We start from the raw sequence: 24,507 nt of genomic DNA, 5'->3' as shown, positions 1-24,507 counted from the left end.
ATGATCAGCCGCGACGACGTCAACGGGGCCGCCCACCGCATCGCCGGGCTTACCCGGCTCACACCCGTCCTGGAAGCCGACCGCGGCCAAGTTCCCGGGGAAGCCTGGTTCAAATGCGAGTTCCTGCAGCACACCGGCACCTTCAAGGCCCGCGGTGCCCTAAACCGGATCCTGGCCAGCAAGGAACGCGGTGAGCTCACCGCTGCCGGCATCGTGGTGGCTTCAGGCGGAAACGCCGGGCTGGCGAATGCGTTCGCCGCGGCCAGGCTGGGCGTTCCCGCCACCGTCTTTGTTCCCGCTGCCGCCCCGGCGGTGAAGGTGGCAAAGCTCAAGGCCATCGGTGCCGTGGTGGTGCAGGGCGGCTCCGAATACGCCGTGGCCTACCAGGCGGCGGTGGCACACGCAGCGGAAACCGGTGCAGTCTACTGCCACGCCTATGACCAGCCGGAAATCGCGGCCGGCGCCGGGACGGTCGGTTCCGAGGTGCTGGAGCAGGTGCCGGACGTGGACACCCTGCTGGTCGCCGTCGGCGGCGGAGGCCTGATGGCCGGCATCGCCGCCGCAGTCGAAGGGCGGGCGCGGGTGGTGGCGGTGGAACCGGACGGGGCGCCGACGCTGCACGCCGCGCTCGCGGCGGGCCAGCCGGTGGACGTGCCGGTGTCCGGCGTCGCGTCGGACTCCCTGGGTGCCCGGCGCATCGGCGACATCGGGTTCTCCGTGGCGGTCCGCACCGGCGTCGAAAGCGTCCTGGTGACGGACCCGGACATTATCGCCGCCCGCAGCGCGCTGTGGAACGGCTACCGGATCGTGGTGGAGCACGGTGCCGCGGCGGCCTGGGCGGCGCTGCTCTCCGGCGCGTATGTGCCCGAGCCGGGGGAACGCGTCGCGGTGGTGTTGTGCGGGGCCAATACGGACCCGGCCACCCTGTAGGCGGCCGGACCCCTCAGCCGCGGCTCAGCTGCAGAACTGCGTGTAGGTGCTGCTGGCCTGCTGGTAGCCGGACTGGAGTTCGGCCAGTTTGGCCTCGTCCGGAGTCTCCTTGGCCTGCTCGTCGGTGTAATCCAGGATGGACTTCAGCGCGGGCTTGAGATCGTCCGAGGCAACCGCGTGGATGGGGCGGATCTGGTTGGCAAGCCGGTTCATGCCCGTCTTGCCGGCGCCGTTGGCGGGGTTGGACACCACTGACTGAATACGCTCGCAGGTTTCGGCGGTGGACAGCTGGTGGGAAGAGGAGCAGGCCGTGGCGGAGGCAAGGAGGCCCGCGGCGAACAGGACTGTGGCGAGTTTCTTCATGGATCCCTCAGTAGGCAATTGAGGTTTCGATTGTAAGCAGAAGGGGGGCTTCGATGCCTTGGCGGGCCTGTTCCGCGCGCTTAAAATTGCTACACCATCGTGCGGAGCTGCCGCAGATTGGCCCCGCGCATCAACCCCACACAAAGGAAGCCAGCATGCGCCGAACAGTGCATCGCCGCATCGCAACAGGACTCATGGCGCTCTTCGCGCTGCTCGCACCAGGGGCCCTTCCAGCCGCGGCATCAACATCCGATCCCGACGTCATCGTGCTCGACGGTGCCACCTCCGCCGAAGGCATCGCGGCCGGGCGTGGAACCACGTTCTACGCCGGCGACCTGGGAACCGGCGACATTTTCAGGGGCGACATCGGCAGCGGCAAAGCCAGACGCCTCATCGACGCACCTGCAGGCCGGTCCGCCGTCGGCATGAAATTCGACGAGCGCCGGAACCTCCTGTTCGTGGCCGGAGGCCCCACCGGAAAGGCGTTCGCCTACAACACCCGGACCCGCGAATCCGTGGGCGAGTACGACCTCGCACCCGGCTTCATCAACGACGTGACACTGACCGGTGACGGCGCCTGGTTCACCAACTCGGCCAAGGGCGAGCTGTACCGGATCGCGGTGGACCGCAACGGGAAGCTGATGGACCGCGAAACCCTCGCCTTGAAAGGCCCCGCCAAGGAACTGACGGGTGACTTCAACCTAAACGGCATTGCATCAGCCAACGGAGGCAAGGTGCTGATCGTGGCCCACAGCAGTGATCAGGCGGTTTACACGGTGGATCCGGAAAGCGGGGAAAGCGCCAGGATTGACACCCCGCCGCTGCCCAACGTGGACGGCATCCTGGTGCAGGGACGCACGCTTTGGGCCGTCCAGAACATGTCCAACAAGATCGCCCGGATCAAGCTCTCCGGCGACCTCACCTCCGGTACCCTCAAGGACGAGATCACCAGCAAAGCCTTCAACGTTCCCACCACGGTGGCCAAATTCGGCGATACCCTGGCCGCCGTGAACGCGAAGTTCAATGTGCAGCCTCCGCCCACGCAGTACGAGGTGGTGCTGGTCCCCGCCCGCTAAACCGCCCCAGGCCGCTGGCAGCAGGTATCTCAGCCGGGTTATGACGACGCCTGCTGCCAGCCATCAGGGGCGGGCACGGGTCAGATGGTGCGGGGCGCCCTGGCGAGGTTGTCCTTGAGTTCGCCGGCGTTTTGCCGCTTCACGTACGCCGGCCGGTCGCGTTCCACCCGCCAGCTCTCCTCCACCCGCCCGATGTTGACGGTGTCGAAGCCGAACTCGTCATACAGGCGGGTGACCAGTTCCGCGGCGTCCGGATAGTCGCTGGCCGTGGCCAGGGCGCGGCGGTTTTCCGTGCCTGCCGGGCTGCCGTCCGTGGTGATGTCCTTGGCCATGATGTGGTTGAAGCCCTTGGCCACCCTGGACTGGGGCAGGTGTTCCTGGAGCAGCCCGGAGGTGGTGGTTTCACCGTTGTCCAGGGCGGGGATGCGCCCGTCGCGTTCCCAGTAGTAGTTGTTGGTGTCGATGACCACCTTGCCGGCCAGCGGCTCCACCGGGATGTCCCTGTAGTTCTTCAGCGGCACGGTGACCACGGCGAAGTCTCCGGCGGCCGCCGCTTCGGCCGCGGTGGCTGCCCTGGCTTTGGGGCCCAGTTCCGCCACAAGGTCCGTAAGGGTTTCCGGTCCGCGGGAGTTGCTGATGACCACGTCGTAGCCGAGTTCCACCGCCTTCCGGGCAACCTGGCTTCCGATATGTCCTGCACCGATGATTCCGATTGTTGTCATACCGGCGGCAACAGCGGCCCCCGCACAGATATTTCTGGCCCGGAACGGGAATAAAGCGGCCATCCGGCGGCGACGGGCCGCCCCTACATCCCCAGGTACCGCCCGGGTTTGTGGTTGAGCGCAAGGATGAGGTTCAGCAGGACCGCGCCCACAGCGGACAGCAGCACCATCAGCGGCGTCACCAGAGCCAGCGACGACACCACAATGGCCACGTCGAGCACCATCTGCACATACCCGGCACGCCAGCCCAGCTTCTCCTGGAGCAGCAGCGCCATGATGTTGAAGCCGCCCAGGCTGGACACGTGCCGGAAGAGGATGAGGAGGCCAACGCCGGCCAGCAGGTTGCCGGCCAGCACCCCGTACGCAGGGTCCAGGTCCAGGGACCCAAACGCCCACGGGTGCAGGCTGGCCATCACGGACACCAGGGCGATGGCCACACCGGTGCGCAGCGCAAAGTTCCAGCCCTTCTTCCAGATGGCCAAGCCGAAGAACGGCAGGTTCACACCCGCGAAGATTACGCCGAAAGGAAGCGGGAGGCTGTAGCTGAGCAGCAGTGCCAGCCCCGCTGTTCCGCCGGTCACCGCCTCGCTGGACTTGAGCAGGAACAGGCCGAGCGACGCCGCGAACGTGCCCGTCAGGATGCCCAGGACATCCTCGAGCAGCGTATGCCGGACGGCCGACGGCGGTGCGGCGGGTGCCGCCGTCGGGCCCTTTTCCGCGGTGGTGCCTTGTGCGGCGGTGGTCTTTTCGGTGGTGATGGTGGTGCTCACTGGGCCGCGAACCGTCCGCGGCCGGCCAGGACCTCGAGGACCCGGTTGTTCGTTTCGGTGTCCGCCAGCGAGATGCGGACTCCGTCTCCTGCGTAGCCGCGCGCAAGGATGTCCGCGGCGGAAAGGGCTTCCAGGAGTTGGGCGCGCAACTCGTCGGATGCACGCAGCCAGTAGAAGTTGGCCTGGCTGTCCGGGACGTCCCAACCTGCCTCGCGGAGGGCCGTGATGACGCGTGTCCGCTCCGCGGCCACGACGTCCGTCCTGGCTGCAAGTTCGTCGCCGGCGGCCAGCGACGCGATGGCCGCCGCCTGGGCCATCCGGTTCACCCCGAACGGGATGGCGGTCCGCCGCAGGCCGTCCGCCACGGAGGGCCGGGCGATGGCGTAGCCGATCCGCAGTCCTGCCAGCCCGTAGGCCTTGGAGAAGGTGCGCAGGATGCAGAGGTTCGGGTAGCGGCGGTAGAACCCGAGGGAATTAAGGCCGGGGCCGCGCTGGTACTCGATGTAGGCCTCGTCCAGGACCACCAGGACGTGCTCGGGCACCGCCTGCAGGAAGTCCTCCAGCTCGGCGGTCCCGATGGACACTCCGGTGGGATTGTTGGGGGAGCAAAGGATCACCAGGCGGGTGCGGTCAGTAATGGCAGCGGCCATGGCAGGAAGGTCGTGGCGTTCGTCCTTCAGCAGCGGAACGGGCACGGGCCGGGCGCCGGCCACCGTCACCAGGATGGGGTAGGCCTCGAAGGAACGCCAGGCGAACACCACCTCGTCGCCGGCATCGCACACGGCGGAAATGATCTGCTGCAGCACGCCGGAACTGCCCGGGCCCGCCGCGACCTCGTCCACGGAGACGCCAACGTGCCGGGCGATCGCCGCGCGGGCGTCCACCACGCCCATGTTCGGGTAGCGGTGCATCCGTGCGGTCTCGGCGGTGACCACGTCGACAACGGACGGCAGGGGAGGGAAGTGGCTCTCGTTCGAAGCCAGGGCGGCAGTCAGGGCGGACTCGGCGCTTTTGCCGGCAACATACGCGGGAAGGCTTGCGACGGCGGCGCGCAGGGCGGGAGCCGCTGCTTCGGGAAGGGTGCTGGTCATGCCAGCATCGTGCGGCAGTGCAGGACTTCTGCGCAACACAGTAGATTGCTGCAGGACAGATCCTGCACTATGTGTGGGGCCTGGTGGCAAAATGCTCAGTATGCACCGCATCGACGCTCTTGACGCAGAGATCCTCCTCACACTCGACCGGGACCCGCAGGCCACGGTCCTCTCGCTGTCCCGGGCCCTGGGAGTGGCACGCAACACCGTCCATGCGCGGCTGCGCCGGCTGGTCAATGACGGCAGCCTTGCCCCGTTCAGCCAGCGGGTCCGCACCGAGGCCCTGGGGCTGCCGCTGATCGCGTTCATTTCGATCTCCATCAGCCAGTCGGCCAGTGACGAGGCCACAGCCGCCCTGCGCACTGTCCCGGAGATCATCGAGATGCATGCCACCACCGGCGACGCGGACCTGCTCGCCAAAGTGGCAGCGAGGGACCCGGCCGACCTGCACCGGGTGACCAACGCGATGCTGGCGATTGCCGGCGTCGTCCGCACCAGCACCGCAATGTCCCTGGTGGAAGTCATGCCCACCCGCACCCTGCCGCTCCTGGAAGCGGTGGCGCACCCCGGGTAGCCGTCCGCCCCACGCGACGCGCTCACTTGTGCCGTGATCAGGCGAGGGCCTCCAGGCCGTCGATGAGTGCGTCAATAAAGGCCGTGAGGATGGCCGGCTGGGCGCGGCCGGTCATGGTCTGGATCTGTCCCTGCCGCTGCCGCAGCACGGGATGGTCCAGCTGCACCATCACCAGCTCGTCCCGGTCCCGCCGGTCCAGGGACAGCCCGCCCACCAGGGAGACGCCGACGCCGGAGCGGGCGAACTGGATGACCGGGTTAATGTGGTCCGACTGCAGCGTGATGGAGGGCGTCAGGCCCTCGATCTGCATGGCAAGGTCGAACAGTTCGCGCTGGCTGGAACCCGGCGCCGTGACGGCCAGTTTGTAGCGGCACAGGTCCTTCAACGTGGTGCTCTGCTGGGCGGCGAGCGGATGGTCCGGGGATACCAGCGCGAAGGCCACAGGCGTCGGCGTGGAATGCTCCACGGTCACCTTGGACTGCGGGCCGAGGGAAAAGACAACCGCGACGTCGGCCTCGCCCTCGGCCACCCGGCGGGTCGCTTCGGAGGAGGAGACCACGTCGAGGTGGAATTCGACGTCGTCATGCTGCCGGCTGAGGGCGGCAACTGCCGACGGTACCCACACCCGGGCGAACCCCTCCGCGCAGGCCACGCGCAGGGTGCGGGTTTTGCGCTGCATCGACACCAGCAGCTCTTCCCGCACGACAGCGCCCTCAGCCTCGGCACGGCGCACGTAAGCCAACAGAAGCCGGCCGGCCTCAGTGAGTTCCACACCCCGGGCGTGCCGGTTGAACAGCGGCATGCCAAGGGATGTCTCCAGCTTGTTGATCTGCCGGCTGATGGCGGACGCGGAGACATGGAGCCTCTCGGCAGCGTCGGTGAGCGTGCCTTCCTGCGCAACGGCGTCGAAGTACAGCAGGGCGGGCGTCAGCATGTTCACCGGGGCTGGCCCGCCTCGAGGTTTGCAGAAAAGTCAAAGCTCATCGACAAAACGATACTGGTTGTTTCCTCCCCGGACACCTAACTTGGGACTCACGCCGAAAAGCAAAGGATGTTCAAGAATGCAGGAACGCAAGGATCTTCTGGATGCGGCAGCGGAGTTCGTGGACTCTGGCCGCTTCCGGGAGGAATTGGAAAGGCTGGTTGCTTACCCAACGGAAAGCTTCAGCCCCGACGGCCGGGTTGCGCTGAAGTCATACCTTGATGAGGTTATTGAGCCTGCCTTCACGGCGATGGGATGCGCGGTGGAGCGCTTCGACGCGTGGCGGGGCGGCAGCAACTCCTTCCTTGTGGCCAGCCGGCACGAGGATCCCGACCTGCCAACAGTCCTGTGCTACGGGCACGCCGACGTCACTGACGGGCAGGCCGGCGCCTGGACCTCAGGCCGGGATCCCTGGTCACTCAGCGATGAAGGCGACCGTTGGTACGGACGTGGCTCGGCGGACAACAAGGGACAGCACTGGATCAACATCGTGGCGCTCCGGCTTTTGCTGGAACAGCAGGGCCGCCTGGGCTTCAACCTGGTATTCCTGCTCGAAGGGGCGGAGGAGATCGGCTCCCCTGACCTTGCTGAATTCGCCGCCGAACACACGGGCCTGCTCAAGGCGGACGTCTTCATCGGCTCCGACGGCCCCCGCCTGGCCGCCGGCAAACCCACCGTATTCCTGGGTGCCCGCGGCGGAGTCAGCTTCGAACTCGTGGCCGACCTCCGTTCCGGTTCGTACCACTCCGGAAACTGGGGCGGACTCCTGCGGAACCCGGCCACCACGGTGGCGGCCGCCGTCGCTTCCCTGGTGGACGGGCACGGCGTCATCAGGCTGCCGGAGCTGCTGCCCGCGGGCATCCCGCACTCCGTTGCCGAGTCCCTGGAAGTCCTGGACCTGGCCCCCAATCCTGGGGACCCCGAGTCCGATCCGGCATGGGGTGACCGGACGCTCAGCCCTGCCGAGCGGCTGTACGCCTGGAACACCCTTGAAGTGCTGGCCCTCGGTGCCGGGAACCCGGACAAGCCGGTCAACGCCATCCCCGGGACTGCCCGCGCTTCGCTCCAGCTCCGGTTCGTGCCCGGGACGGACGTCGCCGGCATGGAGCAGGCCCTCCGTCGGCACCTGGACGCGGCCGGGTTCGGCATGGTGGACGTAAAGATGGGCATGTCCTTCCCGGCCAGCCGGATCAACCCCGACAATCCGTGGGTCTCCTGGGCGGCCGGCTCCCTGCGCGCCAGCACCGGGCGGCAGGCAACGGTGCTGCCCAACATCGGCGGCTCACTGCCCAGCTTTGTCTTCGCCGATGTCCTGAACCTGCCCACTTTGTGGATCCCGCACTCGCACCCGGGGTGCCGGCAGCACGCCCCGGATGAGCATCTGCTGGTGGACGTGGCCCGGGAGGGCCTCCAGATCGCCGGCGGCCTCTTCTTCGACCTAGCAAACGCCGCAAGCCCCGCATCCACCGGGACGCACCGCAGCAGCACACTGACCGCAAGCTCCGTTTCCTGAACCCTGGAGTCCCCATGAGCACCCCGCAGCAACAGAAGCAGTCCACGGCCCGCCCGCTGGGACCGGCGGATGCGCCGCAAGCAGTCCCCCCGTCCGCGGCGGCCACCCGCGGGATCGTCGCCGCCACCATCGGCAACGCCCTTGAATGGTTCGACATTGCCATTTACGCCCTGCTGGCCATTTACATCGGCCGGAACTTTTTCCCCAGCAACGATCCCGGGGTGGAACTCATCCAGGCGTTCGCTGTTTTCGGAGTCTCCTACCTCATTCGGCCGCTGGGCGGGCTGGTGCTGGGGTCGTTTGCAGACCGGCACGGGCTCAAGAAGGGCCTCACCGTAACCATCCGGCTGATGGTGCTGGGCACGGCCCTGCTGGCGTTCATGCCCAACTACGGAACCATCGGGATCCTGGCCCCGATCGGCATCGTGCTCGCGCGGCTCATCCAGGGCTTCTCGGCCGGCGGCGAATTCGGCGCCGCCACGGCCTACCTCATCGCCCAGAACGGCAAGCGCAAGGGCTTCCTGGGCAGCTTCCAGTTTGCCAGCCAAGGGCTTGGCAGCCTCCTGGCCGCCATCTTCGTGGCCGTGCTGACCACCGTCCTCACCGACGCCCAGATGACCGAATGGGGCTGGCGCATCCCGTTCCTCTTCGGCCTGCTGGTAGGCCCTGCCGGCTTCCTTATCCGCCGGGAGATGCAGGAAGTTCCGGTGGTCCGGCCTGCGGAGCACAAGCACTCACCCGTCCGGGACGTCTTTGCAACGCAAAAAACGGGCATGCTGCTGGCGGGTGGTGCCTTGGCCGTCTCCACTGCGCTGAACTTCATCCTGCAGTACATGCCCACCTTCGCCATCAAGGAACTCGGACTGGAGCCGGGAATCTCCTTTACCTCGCTGATCATCACCGGCGTCATCCTGACCTTCGGAACCCCGGTGGTGGGGCACCTCTCGGACAAGTACGGCCGGATGAACATCATGGTGCCGACCGTGGTGGTGCTGCTGCTCGCCGTCGTACCGCTCTTCCTGTGGGTCATCAGCGCCAAGTCCTTCCTGGTCCTCGCGCTGGTGATGACCATCCTGGGCCTGCTCAAGGCCGCCTACTTCGGTGCGCTGCCGTCCGTGATGTCGGATGCCTTCGACCCGCGGACCCGCGCCACCGGGTTGTCCTTCAGCTACAACACAGCAGTGGTGGCCTTCGGTGGTTTCACTCCCATGATCGCCGCCTTCCTGGTGCAGCAGACCGGGCAGGCAGTGGCCCCGGGCTACTACCTGGGCGTCGTGGCCATCATCAGCCTGGTGGCCCTGGCCGCGGGGGTGAAGGTCCGCGGGATCAGGTAACTGCACCCGGCGACGCCCGCCGGACGTACCTCGAGACCGGGAACGCCCGCCCACCTTCCTCCCTCGGGAGGCAGAGGTGAGCGGGCGTTTCGTTATGACCGACGACAAGTGAGCGGGCGTTTGGATTTGAGGGGGCATATGTGAGAGAGGGTTCGGAATTTAGGGGGCATATGTGAGAGAGGGTTCGGGCTTTAGGGGCCAGCAGAGAGCACACGTCACGGCGGCTAAGTGAACGTAATGGAACAAATTCTCCCAATCAGTATCGGCCAAACCCTTGACCCTGATTGGAGGGCGCTGATAAACCAGAGGGGCAGAAAGCGTTTTCAGTTACGCAGCACCACTCCGGCCCACCTCCATGACGCGGTAAGCCGACGGCCTGATTGAAACGTTCCAAGCACCGAGTGGCAGACTCAGCTGCCGCCGCATCAAAGGAGATGTTCTTTTGGTTTATCACCCGCAACGCACCCCCCAACGCACGGCCGGCAAAGCCCGGAAAGCAGTACCCCTCGCGGCGGCAGCCGCCTCGTTGACCGCCGCCGCGCTCGCCTTCACCGGCCTCCCACTGGCCCAGGCGGATCCGTCCGGAGCCCCCGGACAGGCCGGCAAAGCCACCCTTAAGAGGCAGGTGGAAAAGCTCGACCGCGCACCCGTCGCAGTCCTCACGGACCAAGGCGTGACCCTCGGCTGGCGGATGCTGGGCCTGGACAAGGACAGCGTGGGCTTCCACGTCATCCGCGACGGCGTGCAGATCACCGTCGAGCCCATCCGCAGCACCACCACCTACGTTGACCCGGACGGCACGGCCGCCTCCAAGTACGTCATCAAGACGGTGGGCAACGGCAACGGCCAGGACAAGCTCAGCGCCGCCTTCACCCCGCTGGCGCAGGACTACCTGGCCATCAAGCTGGACAAGCCGGCAGGCGGTATCAGCAAGGACGGAAAGCCCTACACCTACAGCGCCAACGACTCCACCGTGGCGGACCTTGACGGGGACGGCGCCTACGAGATCATCCAGCTTTGGAACCCGTCCAACGCGCAGGACAACTCCAAATCCGGGTTCACGGGCAACGTCTACGTCGATGCCTACAAGATGGACGGCACCAAGCTCTGGCGCATCGACCTGGGCCGCAACATCCGCGCCGGGGCCCACTACACCCAGATGCTGGCCTACGACTTCGACGGCGACGGCAAGGCCGAGGTCTCCTTCAAGACTGCGGACGGCACCACTGACGCAGCCGGCACCGTCATCGGCGACGCCGCCGCGGACTACCGCAACAGCGCTGGCTACGTCCTGTCCGGACCCGAGTACCTGACGGTCTTTAATGGCACCACCGGAACCATCATGGACACTGTTCCCTATGACCCGCCGCGGGGCAGCGTCGCTGCATGGGGCGACAACTACGGCAACCGGGTGGACCGGTTCCTGGCCGGTGTTGCCTACCTGGACGGCGAAAAGCCCTCCCTGATGTTCAGCCGCGGCTACTACACCCGCACCGTCCTGGTCACCTACGACCTGGTGGACGGCAAGCTGGTGAAGCGCTGGACGTTCGACTCCGACATTGCCGGCGCCGAATACAAGGGCCAGGGCAACCACAACCTGTCCGTCGCGGACGTAGACTCCGACGGCAAGGATGAGTTCGTCTTCGGCTCCATGACCATTGATGACGACGGCAAGCCGCTCTACAACACCAAGCTGGGCCACGGCGATGCGATCCATACCGGTGACCTGGACCCGTCCCGCCCGGGCCTGGAAACCTTCGCCGTCCACGAAAGCATGAGCCAGAGCGGCAACCGCGGCGCCACCTTCCGCGACGCCGCCACCGGCGAGGTGCTGTGGAGCATTCCTGCGTTCAAGGACACCGGCCGGGGTGCCACCGGCGACATCGATCCACGCTTCCCCGGCTCCGAGAGCTGGGCCGTGGGCGGGGATGTCGCCTGGAACTCCACCGTGGGTTACCTGATGTCCGCCAAGGGCGAGCGGATCTCCGACAAGATCCCGGCCGCGAACTTCATGGCCTGGTGGGACGGTGACCTCCTGCGCGAGGTGGTGGACCACGAGTTCGACGCCGAGGCCGGCATGGGCGTGCCCACCATCTCCAAGTGGAACTGGAACACCGAATCCAGCGACCGGCTGCTGACCGCCACGGGCGCCCGCACCAACAACCACACCAAGGGCAACCCGTCACTGCAGGCCGACCTGCTGGGCGACTGGCGCGAAGAGCTCGTCTACCCGTCCACGGACAGCACCGAGCTGCGGATCTACACGAACACCGCACCCACCGAGGTACGCCTCCGGACCCTGATGCACGATCCCATGTACCGGACCGGTGTGGCCCGGGAAACCGTGGGATACAACCAGCCCCCGCACCCGAGCTTCTTCATCGGCGTGGGTATGGAGACTCCCGCTGCCCCGTCGGTCTACTACGCAGGAACCGACAAGTAGCAGGCAGCAAAGTGCCGCCCGCCCCGGGGGAGGGGCGGGCGGCACTTTGGCCTTCAGGGACCGAAGCGTCCGACGGCGGCACCGGGCTTGGTGCCCCGGATGCCGGGGACCGGCCGGGGTCCGTCAGCGCCGGCCAGGTCCCTCAGTGTTGGCCGAGGTTGCCTCCCACCGGCGGCATGCCGCCGTCGGGCCGGCGCTCGTCCTCGCGGCGTTCACCGGCGCTCAGGTTCTCGCCCTCGGCGGTTTCATCCGATTCGCCGGAGGTGTCCACCAGCCCGTTGGTCTGGTCAAACGGGTGCCCGATCCTGTCATCACCCAGATCGGCGACGGACCCGTCGGAACCGGCTGCCGCCGTCGTTCCTGCGGCTCCAGCGCCCGTGACACCCGAGCCCGTGACACCCGAGCCCGTGACACCCGCGCCGGTGACCCCGGTGCCGGCCTCAGCCGAGCCGGTAGTGGCACCGGCCGTGAGCGGCTCGACCGGCACGGCGTGTTCAGCGGGAACAGCCGGGGTGTGCGGTGTTGCCTCCACGACCTCGGGTTCGTTCCGGTTGCCGCCGGCCGCCATGGCTGCTGCCGCCCCGGCCACAGCCGCTGCGCCCACGCCGGCGGCCATTTTGCCGGAGACGCCGGCCTTGCCGGAGTCGCCAAGGGATGCCCCTGCATGCTCGACGCCGGGCGTCCCCACCGAGGCGCCGGGGTTCACGCTGCCGCGCCAGGCGCCGCTGGCGTAGCCCTCGTCCTCGATGAACTCCTTGAACTTCTGGAGGTCCGACTCTGCCTGCCGGTCCACCACGTTGAGCTTGTCGCCCACCTTTTCGATGAGGCCCTCGGGTTCGTACTCCAGTGTCAGCTGGAGGGAGGTCTGGCCGCCGCCCACGTCCTCGAAGTCGACGGCGCCGGCGTTGGTGGCTCCTTCCGTGGCGGCCCAGGCGACCCTGCGGTCCGGTACCTGCTCGAGGATCCTGGCCTCCCACTGCCTGCGGATCCCGCCGATCTCCGCCACCCATTCAAGCCTGTCGTCGCTGAGCTGCTTGACGCTCTTGACGCCGCCCATGAAGTGCGGGAAGTCCTCGAACTGGGTCCACTGGTTGTAGGCCGTGCTGACCGGTACGTTCACCAGAATGCGTTTTTCCACCTTCGTGCTCATAACGTCTCCTTTGCTCTGTGACCGGAAGCCGATGGAAAATCATCAGCATGCTTATTAAGTTACCTTCTGCCGGCGAACCTTGCTACCCCCGGGCGGGAGGGGGAAACGGGAAAAGCGCGACGGCGGCACCCGGCCCTGCTGCGAACAGAAGCCGGGTGCCGCCGTCGGAAACGCGGGTACGAATGGCGCCTCAGGGCTTCACGACCACCCCGTAGGAGCCCTCGTTGAGCGGGTCCGCCGTGGCAGAGGGTGCCACCACGCCGAAGTCGTAGCCCTTGGCCCGCAGTGCATCAATGGTGCGCGCAAGGTAGTTCCACTGTGATGCCGGGCAGGACAGGACGTCGTTGCCGTCGTGGAGGAGGATGATGGCGCCGGGAGCTGCCTCGTCCAGGATGTATTTCTGCACTCCCGCTGCGCCCGGGCATTCGAAGTCACCGGGTTGTCCCACGTGCCAGCGCCACTGGATTCCGCCGCTCATGCCGATGCTCCGGATGTAGTTCAGTGAGTAGGACGTGCTGTTGCCGAACGGGAACCGCATCAGCTTGGGTGCCGTGCCCGTGATGGCGCTGATTGCCGCGTTGGTGCGGTCCACCTCCTGCCGCTGCCGTGTCTGGTTAAGGTCCGGGAAATTGGCGTGGTCCCAGGAGTGGTTGCCAATGACATGCCCCTCGGCCTTGATCCGTCGGACGAGGTCCGGGTACTGCTGCGCGTGGTTTCCCTGGAGGAAGAACGTGGCCTTCACGCCTTTCTGCTTCAGGACGTCCAGGACGAAGGCCGTGCGCTGGACGGAGGGGCCGTCGTCGAATGTCAGGCCGATCAGTGGTTTATCCGCAGCATTGGCCGCGGTGGGGCCGCCAACCAGCAGGGCCAGGCACAGGCTGGCGGCGGCCAGGGCCACGGCGGCAATTTTGCTCTTCATGGTGCTCGAATCCCTTCCCAAGGTCGCCATCAACCTTGCTAGGTGCAGCACCCTATGGCGGGCCGAAAGCCGCTGTAAACACGGCCAGGGCGTCGACTCGGTAACTTCTGCACAGCCGAAAACGCCGTTACCGGCCCGTGACCCGGATCAGCGCAAATGGTCCCCCACCAGCGCCAGGTTCTGGATGACCGCAAGGCCGAACTGGGACGCGTCGTTGGTGGACACCGTGGGCGCCTCATCCACGGGCAGCAGCACGTAGGGCGGTTCGATTCTGCGGAGCGTGAACGCCGACTCGTGATTCAGATGCTCTCCGCCTTCGGCGAAGCTCTCCCAGGCCCGGGCCGCGAGGCCCTGGTCCTGCAGGCGTGCCGCCGCGTACGCGGTCAGCCTGCTGTGGGCCTGGGTGAGGTAGATGCCCGCCAGCGGTTCGCCCACCTCGGCAACCTGCTCCTCCTTGGTGCCCAGGAACAGCCGGCAGTACTGCAGCCAGGCGCGCTCAAAGCCGGGATCATCCACCAGGTCGATGAGTTCGCTGCAGATCTCCACCAGGCCGAACACGGCGCTGAGGTGGGAAACGGAGATCATCTCCCGGCCGGTATCGAACCGGCCTGCGTCCAGGTCGTACAGCGCCTCGCCGGTCAAGAAGCCGTACTTCAGCGCGCCAATGTCCGCCATGGTGCCCAGCAGCCGGTCCCGGGAACGCGGGTTGCCGGTGCGCTCCCAGTCAGTCAGCCACGTGGCGGCCAGCGAGCCCCAGTCAGTGCCCAGTCCCACCCCCAGGGCGCCGCGGTTGGGCCGGTAGGTGGCTGCGTCCGGGCGGACCTTGCGGACAGGGTCCAGGCCCAGGAAGTTCTGGTCGCTGTCCACCAATTCCGTCAGCAGGTCCCCGGTGCGTTCGTCCGCGGTCAGGTAGTAGTGGAAGCGGCGGTAGGCGGGGGTGCTGATCCGCAGCTGCTTGGCGCTGCAGCCCCAGTGCTGGACGTTGTGCCGGGAGCCCAGGCCCTTCCACCGACCCAGGTGGTAGACGTCCACCTCGCCCGTGTGCCGGGTCATGGCCTCGGCGAACCGGAAGATGTCCGCCCGGCCGGTACGAAGGTAGGAATACCAGAGCCACAGGTCCGGGGAGAGCTCCGAGTTGTCCCAGGCGTAGCCGCCGAGGTCGTAGCGCCACGTGTGCCTGTCGAAGTCGTAGGTGTGCATGACGTCGCCGTAGTTCCAGAATCCGTACCAGCGGCGCTGTTCCACCTGCCCGGCATAGAAATCGAAGAGGAAATCCAGGCTGTCCTCGAGCCGTGCACGTGCCGGGGTGCTGCGGTCCACCGGCGCCCAGTCGCCAAAGACGTTGACCGAATGCAGGTATTCCGGGCTGGCCTGCAGCAGTGCCGGAACGGATGCGGCGGCGGCGTCCGCGGCAAGGTTCGCGGTGGACGGTGTGGCGTCATAGGCAAAGAGATTTAACTCATGCGTGCGGGCGATCCCGGCGGGGTCCCCGAAGCCGGGCTCGTAGTCCTCGTACGTGATCTCCAAGCCCTCAAGCTGGTCCTCGAACGTGTCCTGTCCCAGCCCGTCATGGTAGAACCGCAGGTCCATCGGCTGGGCCTCGGGGGAGTAGAGCCAGGCAGTCAGCGTACCGTCGCTGCCGGCAGCGCCACGGATATCCAGCTGCCCGGGGTACGACTGCCAGAAATCCTTGACGCCCACGCCGAGTCCGCCGGCGGTATCGCTGAGGGAACAGAAGCCGCCGGAGCGGGTGCCGCCCTGGATGCCCACCCAACCGTGGCCCGGGGCGGTCCGTTTGCGCAGTTCGAAGCCGTCCGCGTTGAGCTGCGTGAGGGTGTAGTCTCCCCACGCGGGTATCAGGTCCAGCCGGCCGGACACCTCGGGGTTCCATGATGAGGGGTCCGGGGTGGGGTGACCGGCAACCTGGGCTGCCCGTACTTCCGCGCCCGGGTCGCGGCGCAGCCCGGTGAGGCCGCGGACCGCTTCGGCAAGGAAGCCGCCGCCGGCTCCGGCTATCCGGACGTGCCGGTTGTGGAGTTCGGCCTCCAGGGGCACGGTGAAGCGGACGCCGAGCCCTGCCAGGAAGTCGCGGTCCGCGTCACCGTCCCAGGTGAAGGAGTGCACCATCCGCACGCTGCGGGCGTTGGCATGGAAGTAGAACCGCACCACGAATGGCAGCCAGCTCCGCGCCGCGGCCCCGGCACGGTCTTGGCGGTGCCGCCCTTCGAGCCGCACCACCGCCCGGACCGGGCCGTCCTGTTCCACCACGACTGCGGTGACTTCGCCGGTGAAGGAGTTGCGGACGGCAGTTCCCGCTTCTTCCGGAACGCCGTCCTGCAGGAGGCTGACCAGCTGCGCGTCCCGTGCCACGGTGCGGCCATTGCGGATGAGTTCGCTGAACAGGGTTGAGCCGCCGCGGCCGATAACCATCTGCAGGACCCCGGTGTCCACGGTGACCGTCTCCGCGCCTTCGGTGACGCTGACCCGCGCGCCGGGAACGGCTGGCGGAACGGACGACGGCGGGAGGCCGCCGCCGGACGGTGCGTCGCCGGCGTCGTACGCCACGCGGTAGCCTGCCGACGGCGTGTCCGTGGCCGGCAGCGCAAGGCCGGCCCATTTCAGTGATCCGTCGGGCCAGGTGGCCAGCGGCCAGGCCTGGCTTGGCACCGCGGCTCCGTCAGCATCGGTGACGTGCAGCGCGGAGGCGGCGGGAACGGTGCCGCGCGCAAACGGCATGCCCCAGGTGGTTCCGCCGCTGATTGCCGCCGGCGCCCCGCCGTCGATCCACCTGATCATGGTGCTGTCCGTCATGTCATCCAATCCCGCTGATTCCGTGGCGCGCAACAGTGTCCCTGCACCTCGCAGGAAAGCCCTTTCTTGAATGGTTTCAAAAATACTGCGGGTCGTGGTGGCATGCAAGGGGTGGCCGGAAATTCAACCGACGCCGGAAGATTCAGGAGGCCTTGCCGGGCGCCGGTTCGTCGGGCACGTCCGCGCCCTCGGCTGGATCCTGCGCATGCGCCCTGATGTCATCCGTGGGGTCGGCGTCAGGATCGCCTTCGGCGGGGGACTCGGGGTGGGCACGCTCGTCGCGCAAGGGATTCTCGGTCATGGCAGCTTGCTCCTCTGGTGGTGCGGCGGCACGGCGACTGCGGTACTGATCATTGAGCGCTCCTGCGGGGTGGCTGTCAAGGACCACTGGCCGGGCCCGGCCGTCTGTGCTGGACTGGGGGTGCACTGGGCACTGCCGCCGCCGGTACCGCCGGCGGCTCCCCATCCGGCAACAGCAATTGAGGGCAATGAGGCCGGCTCCCGCCGGCCCCTGGAAGGAATACTCATGGCACCGTTCAAGATCGGATACTTTGTGGGCAGCCTGGCAACCGGCTCCATCAACAGGACCCTGGCCAAGGCGCTGATCAAGCTCGCCCCGGACGACCTGGAATTCACCGAGATCCCCATCCGGGACCTCCCGCTCTACAGCTACGACTACGACGCTGACTTTCCTCCCGCGGGCCGGGCGCTGAAGGAGGCGATCGAAGCCTCGGACGGCATCCTGTTCGTCTCCCCGGAATACAACCGGTCCATCCCCGGCGCCCTGAAAAACGCCATCGACTGGGGTTCCCGCCCCTGGGGAACCAACTCGTTCGCCCGCAAGCCCACGGGAATCATCGGCGCCTCGCCCGGCAGCATCGGCACCGCGGTGATGCAGTCCTCCATGCGCAGCGTGCTGAGCTTCCTGGACGCGCCCCAGCTGAACGCGCCGGAGGCTTACATCCAGTACAAGGCCGACGCTTTCGGCGACGACGGCGAGGTCCGGGATGAGGGCACCGCCAAGTTCCTGCGGCACTACATGGAGGAATACGGCGCCTTCGTTGCCCGCGTCCTGGCTGCAAATGCCCCGGGCCACATCGGCGACCTGGAACCGGACGCGGACAAGCTCTCACGCTGACGCGGCCATCCACCCCGGCCATGCGGATGCCCGCCGTCCCAGCACGGCGGGCATCCGGGTCTTTGCGGCCCCGGTCCGGGTATCGCCGCGGCGTCAGTCCAGCGGCAGCGTGACCGTGACGGAGGTGCCGTGGCCCGGGCGGGAATCGATGTCCACCGAGCCGCCGGCTTCCTGGACCGCCACCGCCATGAGCCGCAGGCCGTAGCCGTGGTGCCGCCCGCGGTGGGCGCGGCCGCAGTCAAAGCCCGTGCCGTCGTCGGCCACTCTGAGGCGGATGCCGTGGTCCACCACGGCGAGCTGGACGGTCAACTCCGTGGCGTCCGAGTACTTGTAGGCATTACTGAGCGCTTCCCGGGCCGACTGGTAGAGCAGGGATGCGCAGTCTGCCGGAATCTCGATGCCCCAGTGCGGAGTATCCCAGCGGACCGCGGTCCCCCGTTGCCGGAGGGGCCCCGTCAGCCGGTCGATGCAGCCGGCCAGCCCCAGTGTGTGGAAGTCCAGTGGGTGCTGGTCCGTGAGCACCCCGCCCACTGCGATGACGTCCTTGTCATATGCTGTTTCGTTTCCCATGACGTCCTGCTCCCCAAGCCGGTTTGTCCTTTACGCACCAGCGTGGACCCGCCACTGCAGGGGTCTGTAAGGTTTGCCTCAAGATCCCATCAATTCTGCGTGCGGTGCGTGCCATGGACGGTCCGGGCGCCTACACCCCTTGCTTAGGAAGGGCGTGGCAGGGTACGGATGCGGGGACGTGGCTTCCGCAGGGGAAGCCGGAAAGGGGATCACCATGCCCGTGTGGCTGCAGGCGCTGATGTGGGGCACCATTGCGGGGGCCGCCCTGGTCCTGGGTGCGGCGCTGTCCTGGCGGTGGTCGCTGCCGTCCAAGCTCGTATCGTCCATCATGTCCTTCGGTGCCGGCGTGCTGATCTCGGCGCTGGCTTTCGAGTTGGTGGATGAGGCCGTGGAGGGCGGCGGGCTGTGGCCCACGGTGGCCGGGTTCCTGGCCGGGGCGGTGGTCTACGTGGGTGCCAACATGCTGCTGGCGCGGGCCGGAGCCAAGCACCGGAAACGGTCCGGCGACCAGCAGCCGTCCGAAAAGGATGATCCGGGCAGCGGCACGGCCATCGCGGTGGGTGCGCTGCTGGACGGGGTGCCCGAATCGGTGGTCCTCGGCGTGGGCATGCTGGCCGGCGGTGCGGTGAGCCCGGCCATGATGGCTGCCGTCTTCATCTCGAACGTCCCCGAAGGCCTTTCCGGAACCGCCGGCATGAAGAAGGCGGGCAGGAGCCCGGCCTACGTCTTCGGGCTCTGGGGCGGGATCGCCCTCCTGAGCGGCCTGGCGGCCCTGCTGGGCTACACCATGCTGGAAAACGCGCCGGAAGAGCTGGTCGCGTTCATCACCTCGGTGGCTGCCGGCGGCATCCTGGCCATGCTGGCGGACACCATGATCCCCGAGGCGTTCGAGGAGCATCACAACCTCACAGGGCTGACCGCGGCGGTGGGCTTCCTGTCCGCATTCACCATCCACCACGTGGGCGGCTAGCCGGTAACAGAAAACAGTGACGTCCCAAGACAAAGGACGTCCCACGTCCTGTACACTGAACCCAGACGAGGGCCGCCATGGAGCGCGGCCGAAGGAGATGACGTGACAGCAACACCAGCAGCGGTATCGTCAGCCAGGTTCAGTGCCCAGATCCGCTCCCAGGCCCTGCAGACCCGCATTATGGACCTGATCCTGGAGCGCGGCCTGGATGTGGGCGATGCCCTGCCCACCGAAAGTGAGCTGTCCGCCGAACTCGGCGTGGGCCGGAACACCGTCCGGGAATCCCTCAAGGTCCTGCAGGCGCTGGGCGTCATCGAGATCCGCCACGGCTTCGGCATGTTCGTGGCACCCAACAACTTCAGCGCACTGGTGTCCGGGTTGACCTTCCGTGGCAGGCTGTCGCTCCGCCACAAGGGCGAAGAGGCCATGGAACTGATCGACGTCCGGCAGGCGCTGGAGTCCGGGCTGGTGGGGTCCGCCATCGACCTCCTCACCGACGATCACCTTGCAGGGTTGCGGTCCAGCATGCAGGCCATGGAGGAGGCGGCCGCCAAGGGGGAGTCCCTCGCCGAGCACGACGCCGAATTCCACCGCCGCCTCTACGCGCCCCTGAACAACGAGCTGCTGATCAACCTCATGGACGTGTTCTGGCAGGTCTACCGGCAGATCCACGAAGCCCTCGGCTCCGGCCCGGTCAACCTGGAGGAACAGGTCCGGATCCACTGGGAAATTTACGAGGCAGTGGAGTCCCGCGACAAGGCCCTCGCCTCCGAGCGGCTGCAGCGCCACTTTGACGGCATCCGGCTGAAACTCAAGGACGTGGCTTCCGCCTAGCCGCCTCCCGTGCCGGCACCGCCGGACCGTTCCGTGCCGCACCTGTCGGGTGCGGTTTCCGCCTGCCAGGCACGCCGCCTGGTCCCCAGAGAGACCTTTGCCGTGGAAATTTTCGTTGTACCCACCCCCGCCGCCACCGGTTCCGTCGCAGCCGGGATCCTCGCCGCCGTCGTCCGGAGCAAGCCCGACGCCGTCCTGGGCCTTGCGACCGGCGGGTCACCGTTGCCCGTGTACCGGGCGCTCGCGGAGCATTCAGTGGACATGGGCGCCGTGCGCGGCTTTGCGCTCGACGAATACGTGGGCCTGCCCGCCGGCCATCCCGAAAGCTATGCGGAAGTGGTCCGGCGTGAGGTGACCGAAAGGCTTGGCCTGGACCCGGCCAGGGTCTCAGTGCCGGACGGCGGCGCTCCGGACCCGCAGCAGGCGGCCGCGGACTACGACGCGGCCATCAGCCGGGCCGGTGGCATCGACATCCAGATCCTCGGCATCGGCCACAACGGCCACATCGCCTTCAACGAGCCCGGCTCCGCGCTGGACTCCCGAACCCGCGTGGAAAACCTCGCCGAACGGACCCGGGAGGCCAACGCCCGCTACTTCGCGTCGCCGGCGGATGTCCCCACGCAGTGCATCACCCAAGGGCTCGGAACCATCATGGAAGCCAGGCACCTGCTGCTCGTCGTCAACGGGGCGGACAAGGCAGGGGTCCTCGCGGCGGCATTGCAGGGGCCCGTCACAACAGACTGCCCGGCCTCGGTCCTGCAGCGCCACCCGCACGTCACTGTGGTGGCCGATGAAGCGGCCGCCTCTAAGCTGCTGCCCGGCAGCGGCGGGGTCAACGTGCGCGTGGCGGACACCGCCGTCGGCGTCTAGCACCTGCGGGGCGCCGGTTCGCATCAGGCGGCCGCCGCCGGGGTGCGCACGTATTCATCAATGGACACGCCGGACTCAAAGGTCCGCGACCCGGCCGGCCGGAACGCCCGGGGCTCGAATGCCGCGTTCCCGAAGAGCGGTATCCCGGCGCCGAGGACCAGCGGGTTCCGTTTGAGGATGAGCCGGTCAATTTCGGGAAGCAGCGCCCCGGCCAGCGTCCCGCCGCCGCAGAGGTAGATGTCCAGACCCTCCTCCTGCTTGAGTCCACGGACGGTGGCCAGGGCGTCAGCGGCGAAGGTGACAGCAGGATCCGCGGCATCCCTGGTGCGCGTGGCCACGTACTCACGAAGATGCGCGTAGGGGCGGGTGATCCCGATGGAGTGGGCGGCGTCGTAGCTGTTCCAGCCCTGGATCACGGTGTCGAACCGGGTCCCCGGAGGCGCGATGCCCAGAGCAGACAGGACATGCGCCGGCAACGCGTCGGCAAACTCTGTAAAGAGGACCTGCAGGTGGTCGCCCTCCACCGGGAAGGCATCGAAGGACCCGTCCGGGGCGGCGATATAGCCGTCAAGTGATACGGCCACGTAGTAGACAAGTTCCCGCATGTGAAACCCCAATCGCGGTGGAGGATGTGTCCTGAACACTAGCCGATGGCGTCGGATCGGGCAGACCCCACCGGCACCGTGTAGCGTGCAGGGAGATCAATCAGCCTGAGGGGGCAGCGCTTGAACATCATTGACTACCTGATCTTGGCCATTTTCCTGGCGGTCGCGCTGTTGGTGGCGTTCGCTGTCCACAAGCACCGGAACGCCCGCCGGGCCACGCTGGTGCTCGCCGCCGCAGGAGCGGGACTGGCCGTCCTCCAGTACGGGCAGTGGGATCCGGCGCCCACATTGAAGGTCCTGGACAGGGCTGCCGCCGCCGAGGACGCCGTCACCGCCGACTATTCGCTGTACGGCGGAATCAACACCGACTCGGCCCGGTACCTGGGTTCACGGGCGGGGTCGAAGATCTTCGTCGCCACCCGTGACGTGCACGGCGAGGAGATCATCTGCCTGCTGGTCGAGCCGGGGGACGTGCCGGGACCGCCCGGTGCCGGGTGCGCCGGCATGATGTCCGCGTCTGATCCCATCGTCACCCTGAGCGACCAGGCAGGACGCGAGCTGACCCTGGTCCCGGACCAGTACGACACCAACGAGCTGCAGGCTGCCGGCTGGACGAAGATCAGCGCCAACCTCTTCCGGGGACGGCAATGAACGGGCGGGTGAAGGGGGCGCCACTGACGGTGTTCTGGAGGCTGATGATCACCCTGGCAGCCGTCGTCGGTGTTGGCACGTGCGCCGTCCTGGGGCTGCTGTACGTGCGGTTTGTGATGGCTGTCCCCGGAACCGTCGAGGTGCTCGAGCGGCAGTTGACCAAGCAGGATGCCGTTCCCGCCATCCGGGACGAGGACGGAGAGGCGAAGCTCGGCGAGTCGCGGTTCCTGGCAGCGTACGAGTCCATGAGCTATTACGCCGCCCCGGGCCCGCTCCCCGGGGTGGTGTGCCTCGTGGGGAAGTACCAGTACGACGACGAATACGACTACTGGGAGGCGTGCAACGGACTCGGTGACGGCCGGGACGTCCTGGTGGAGGTGCCGGACCCGGACAACAGGACAATCATTCTGGTCCCGGACCAGTTCGACCACGTGCCGCTGGAGCGCGACGGCTGGGTGACGCTGCACCGGAACCTGCTGGTCCATCCACTGGGTGACACTGCCTTGGAGCCGGCCGGGCCGCTGATCCGCAGTGCCGGGTACGGCCTGGCGGGCGGGTCCGAATGAGCAGCCGGCGCCGCATGGGGGCCACGCTGTGGGTGCTCTGCCTCCTGACGTTCCCGGCCCAGCTGCTGGCGGCCGCGCAGTGGCCGGAGCCGTATTCCTGGCAGGGCAACCTGATCAGCGATCTCGGCGTGACGGGCTGCGGAATATACGACGCCGGCACCCGGGTGGAGCGGTATATCTGCTCACCCGCGCACCTGCTGGCCAACGGTGCCACGGTGGCCAATGGCCTCCTGCTGGCCGCCGGTGCTGTCCTCCTGTGGTCGTCCTGGCCCCGCCCGCGGACAGGGAAGGTTGCGATGGCTTTCCTGGCGCTGGGAGGCCTCCTCGTGGCCGTGGTCGGGGTGCTGCCGTGGGACGTCGAGCCTGACGGCCACAACGCTGCGGCCCTGGCCCAGGCGGTGGTGCAGTGGGCGGGGATGCTGATCCTGGCAGTGACCCTCAGGGGCAGCACTGCCGGCAGGTGGGCTGGCGCCCTGACAATGGCCTGCGTTGTGCTTTCCGCGGTGGGGTTTGTCCTGTTCGTTGGTGCGGTGGGCGGAGGGCCTTCCGCCCCGTTGGGCCTGGGGCTGACGGAGCGGTTGGCCTTCGATACGCTCACGGTGTGGGGCGCCGCCCTTGGCCTGATGGTGCTGGCCATGCCCGGTGCCCTCCGTGGCGGGTCAGGCCCGTTCCACGGGAAGCCACAGCTCGCAGCTCGCTGAACTGAAATCGGGGGCGCGGTTCAGGACCGCCACGATCGACGGGCCGGGCCGGAGCCGCCACGGGTTCGAGGGGAACCATTCGGTGGCCGTGGCGGCCCACGTCGATTGCAGGACTGCCGGGTATTCGCCGTCGGCGTGGAAGACGGCCCACGTGCCGGCGGGCACAGTGATTACGTCGAGGTCCCCGGGCACGGGGGTTGCTTCGGATACGGCGACGCCGTGCAGGTAGGTCAGTTCGCTACCTTCGGCGTAGTCGGGGTCCACGTCGTCGCTCACCTGGAGCAGGCCAGCGGGATCGGTGTTTCCCAGTTCCTTGAGCCGGGCGTGCTCTGTTGACGGCAGCGCGGCGATGTGCGCCTGGATGTGCGGGTTGATGCCGTGGTGGATGAGCGGCACGCGGGCGGCGTGGCCGATCAGCCGGAACGCGGGCCGGTCTGCGATGCGGGTGTCCATGGGGGTGTTCCCTTCTACGGTCAGGCGGAACCTGAGCTGCGGTTGCATGCGAAGGGGGCCGCCGTTCCGCCGCACGTCGCCGGGACCGGCTCCGTGCACCGAACGGAATGCTCTGCTGAATGCCTCGGCGGAACCGTACCCGTACCTCACCGCGACGGCCAGCAGTTCTCCGTTGGCCAGGACATCCGTGGCGGCTACCGTCATGCGGCGCCGGCGGATGTACTCGGACAGCGGCATGCCGGACAGCGAGGAAAACATCCGTCGGAGGTGGTATTCGGTCATTCCGGCTTTGCCGGCGAGGTCCCCGACGTCAATCTCCCCGGTGAGCTGGTCCTCGATGGTTTCGATAAGACGGTTGAGCGCTGAGATCACTGTTCTCCCTTCGTCTCCATCCTGCTGGCAGGTGCCGGTCCGCGCCCTACTTTTGCGGTCCGATGTGATCGATCCTGGACCTTCAGGCCAGAAGACACA

25 protein-coding genes are annotated in these 24,507 nt (G+C 67.4%); 13 read left to right on the top strand and 12 right to left on the bottom strand.

Translation table 11 applies throughout. The annotated features are described in order from the left end of the window. Positions 1–930 carry a threonine/serine dehydratase gene (locus tag AS031_RS08935; protein ID WP_058267791.1) on the top strand — a complete coding sequence of 310 codons (930 nt, stop codon included), beginning with the start codon at positions 1–3 and terminating at the stop codon, positions 928–930. Between the two features lie 24 nt (positions 931–954). Here the strand turns inward: AS031_RS08935 and AS031_RS08930 are convergent, their stop codons facing one another. After that, positions 955–1,293: a hypothetical protein gene (locus AS031_RS08930; RefSeq protein ID WP_058267790.1), complete on the bottom strand. Its 339-nt coding sequence runs from the start codon at positions 1,291–1,293 to the stop codon at positions 955–957. A 155-nt stretch (positions 1,294–1,448) separates the two neighbouring features. On the opposite strand from AS031_RS08930, the gene AS031_RS08925 reads away from it, so the two are divergent. After that, on the top strand, positions 1,449–2,369 hold the full coding sequence (locus AS031_RS08925; RefSeq protein ID WP_058267789.1) for an SMP-30/gluconolactonase/LRE family protein: 921 nt from the start codon (positions 1,449–1,451) through the stop codon (positions 2,367–2,369). 80 nt (positions 2,370–2,449) lie between these two features. Here AS031_RS08925 and AS031_RS08920 read toward each other — a convergent pair whose 3' ends face one another. The 3 genes from AS031_RS08920 to hisC all read right to left on the bottom strand — a co-directional run bounded on the left by AS031_RS08920 (position 2,450) and on the right by hisC (position 4,952). Beyond that, positions 2,450–3,091, bottom strand: a complete 642-nt coding sequence (locus AS031_RS08920) for an NADPH-dependent F420 reductase (protein ID WP_058267788.1) — start codon at positions 3,089–3,091, stop codon at positions 2,450–2,452. A gap of 83 nt (positions 3,092–3,174) precedes the next feature. After that, entirely contained in the window at positions 3,175–3,861 is a 687-nt protein-coding gene (locus AS031_RS08915; protein WP_371325978.1) for a YitT family protein, read from the bottom strand. Beyond that, positions 3,858–4,952, bottom strand: coding sequence for a histidinol-phosphate transaminase (gene hisC / locus AS031_RS08910; protein WP_058267787.1), 1,095 nt, complete (start codon positions 4,950–4,952; stop codon positions 3,858–3,860). The genes AS031_RS08915 and hisC overlap by 4 nt, the downstream gene beginning before the upstream one ends. Positions 4,953–5,043: 91 nt before the next feature. On the opposite strand from hisC, the gene AS031_RS08905 reads away from it, so the two are divergent. Beyond that, positions 5,044–5,526 (top strand): Lrp/AsnC family transcriptional regulator, encoded by a 483-nt coding sequence (locus AS031_RS08905; RefSeq protein WP_058267786.1) that lies wholly within the window; start codon positions 5,044–5,046, stop codon positions 5,524–5,526. Positions 5,527–5,563: 37 nt separating this feature from the next. Here AS031_RS08905 and AS031_RS08900 read toward each other — a convergent pair whose 3' ends face one another. Further along, positions 5,564–6,460 (bottom strand): LysR family transcriptional regulator, encoded by an 897-nt coding sequence (locus tag AS031_RS08900; RefSeq protein ID WP_074446952.1) that lies wholly within the window; start codon positions 6,458–6,460, stop codon positions 5,564–5,566. Positions 6,461–6,587: 127 nt separating this feature from the next. Between AS031_RS08900 and AS031_RS08895 the strand changes: the two genes are divergently transcribed. From AS031_RS08895 to AS031_RS08885, 3 genes are all read left to right on the top strand, one after another. Further along, entirely contained in the window at positions 6,588–8,021 is a 1,434-nt protein-coding gene (locus tag AS031_RS08895; protein ID WP_058267784.1) for a M20 family metallopeptidase, read from the top strand. A 14-nt stretch (positions 8,022–8,035) separates the two neighbouring features. Next, positions 8,036–9,355: an MFS transporter gene (locus AS031_RS08890; protein ID WP_058267783.1), complete on the top strand. Its 1,320-nt coding sequence runs from the start codon at positions 8,036–8,038 to the stop codon at positions 9,353–9,355. Positions 9,356–9,797: 442 nt separating this feature from the next. After that, entirely contained in the window at positions 9,798–11,798 is a 2,001-nt protein-coding gene (locus tag AS031_RS08885) for a rhamnogalacturonan lyase (protein ID WP_058267782.1), read from the top strand. 142 nt (positions 11,799–11,940) lie between these two features. On the opposite strand, the gene AS031_RS19785 is transcribed toward AS031_RS08885, so the two are convergent. The 4 genes from AS031_RS19785 to AS031_RS20020 form a co-directional block, all read right to left on the bottom strand. Then, positions 11,941–12,948 (bottom strand): SRPBCC family protein, encoded by a 1,008-nt coding sequence (locus AS031_RS19785; RefSeq protein WP_058267781.1) that lies wholly within the window; start codon positions 12,946–12,948, stop codon positions 11,941–11,943. 190 nt (positions 12,949–13,138) lie between these two features. Continuing rightward, complete coding sequence (locus AS031_RS08875) at positions 13,139–13,867, bottom strand: polysaccharide deacetylase family protein (protein ID WP_058267780.1); 729 nt, start codon at positions 13,865–13,867, stop codon at positions 13,139–13,141. A 147-nt stretch (positions 13,868–14,014) separates the two neighbouring features. Then, positions 14,015–16,678 (bottom strand): exo-rhamnogalacturonan lyase family protein, encoded by a 2,664-nt coding sequence (locus tag AS031_RS08870; RefSeq protein WP_058268066.1) that lies wholly within the window; start codon positions 16,676–16,678, stop codon positions 14,015–14,017. A 142-nt stretch (positions 16,679–16,820) separates the two neighbouring features. Beyond that, on the bottom strand, positions 16,821–16,979 hold the full coding sequence (locus AS031_RS20020; RefSeq protein WP_169793874.1) for a hypothetical protein: 159 nt from the start codon (positions 16,977–16,979) through the stop codon (positions 16,821–16,823). 225 nt (positions 16,980–17,204) lie between these two features. Between AS031_RS20020 and AS031_RS08865 the strand changes: the two genes are divergently transcribed. Continuing rightward, on the top strand, positions 17,205–17,816 hold the full coding sequence (locus AS031_RS08865) for an NADPH-dependent FMN reductase (protein ID WP_058267779.1): 612 nt from the start codon (positions 17,205–17,207) through the stop codon (positions 17,814–17,816). A 93-nt stretch (positions 17,817–17,909) separates the two neighbouring features. On the opposite strand, the gene AS031_RS08860 is transcribed toward AS031_RS08865, so the two are convergent. After that, complete coding sequence (locus tag AS031_RS08860; protein ID WP_058267778.1) at positions 17,910–18,386, bottom strand: sensor histidine kinase; 477 nt, start codon at positions 18,384–18,386, stop codon at positions 17,910–17,912. A 214-nt stretch (positions 18,387–18,600) separates the two neighbouring features. Between AS031_RS08860 and AS031_RS08855 the strand changes: the two genes are divergently transcribed. The 3 genes from AS031_RS08855 (at position 18,601) to AS031_RS08845 (ending at position 21,060) form a co-directional block, all read left to right on the top strand. Continuing rightward, complete coding sequence (locus tag AS031_RS08855; protein ID WP_058268065.1) at positions 18,601–19,356, top strand: ZIP family metal transporter; 756 nt, start codon at positions 18,601–18,603, stop codon at positions 19,354–19,356. A 102-nt stretch (positions 19,357–19,458) separates the two neighbouring features. Beyond that, the gene (locus tag AS031_RS08850; RefSeq protein ID WP_058267777.1) at positions 19,459–20,190 is read left to right on the top strand and encodes a FadR/GntR family transcriptional regulator; all 732 of its coding nucleotides are present in this window, start codon (positions 19,459–19,461) and stop codon (positions 20,188–20,190) included. 102 nt (positions 20,191–20,292) lie between these two features. Continuing rightward, positions 20,293–21,060: a glucosamine-6-phosphate deaminase gene (locus AS031_RS08845; RefSeq protein WP_058268064.1), complete on the top strand. Its 768-nt coding sequence runs from the start codon at positions 20,293–20,295 to the stop codon at positions 21,058–21,060. A 23-nt stretch (positions 21,061–21,083) separates the two neighbouring features. Here AS031_RS08845 and AS031_RS08840 read toward each other — a convergent pair whose 3' ends face one another. Next, positions 21,084–21,665 carry a dihydrofolate reductase family protein gene (locus AS031_RS08840; protein WP_058267776.1) on the bottom strand — a complete coding sequence of 194 codons (582 nt, stop codon included), beginning with the start codon at positions 21,663–21,665 and terminating at the stop codon, positions 21,084–21,086. 120 nt (positions 21,666–21,785) lie between these two features. On the opposite strand from AS031_RS08840, the gene AS031_RS08835 reads away from it, so the two are divergent. Genes AS031_RS08835 through AS031_RS08825 form a run of 3 tightly spaced genes read left to right on the top strand, consistent with a single transcriptional unit; the run spans position 21,786 to position 23,583 of the window. Then, positions 21,786–22,316, top strand: a complete 531-nt coding sequence (locus AS031_RS08835; RefSeq protein ID WP_058267775.1) for a hypothetical protein — start codon at positions 21,786–21,788, stop codon at positions 22,314–22,316. A 44-nt stretch (positions 22,317–22,360) separates the two neighbouring features. Then, positions 22,361–22,882 carry a hypothetical protein gene (locus AS031_RS08830; RefSeq protein WP_058268063.1) on the top strand — a complete coding sequence of 174 codons (522 nt, stop codon included), beginning with the start codon at positions 22,361–22,363 and terminating at the stop codon, positions 22,880–22,882. After that, entirely contained in the window at positions 22,879–23,583 is a 705-nt protein-coding gene (locus AS031_RS08825; protein ID WP_082641977.1) for a DUF998 domain-containing protein, read from the top strand. Before AS031_RS08830 ends, AS031_RS08825 begins: the two co-directional genes overlap by 4 nt. On the opposite strand, the gene AS031_RS08820 is transcribed toward AS031_RS08825, so the two are convergent. Then, positions 23,542–24,408, bottom strand: coding sequence for an AraC family transcriptional regulator (locus tag AS031_RS08820; RefSeq protein WP_058267773.1), 867 nt, complete (start codon positions 24,406–24,408; stop codon positions 23,542–23,544). The genes AS031_RS08825 and AS031_RS08820 overlap by 42 nt on opposite strands. Between the last annotated feature and the right edge of the window lie 99 nt (positions 24,409–24,507).

This window comes from Pseudarthrobacter enclensis (assembly GCF_001457025.1).
Classification (GTDB): domain Bacteria; phylum Actinomycetota; class Actinomycetes; order Actinomycetales; family Micrococcaceae; genus Arthrobacter; species Arthrobacter enclensis.
The sequence above is the reverse complement of the archived record's forward strand: the minus strand, read 5'-3'. Positions and strand labels throughout refer to the sequence as shown.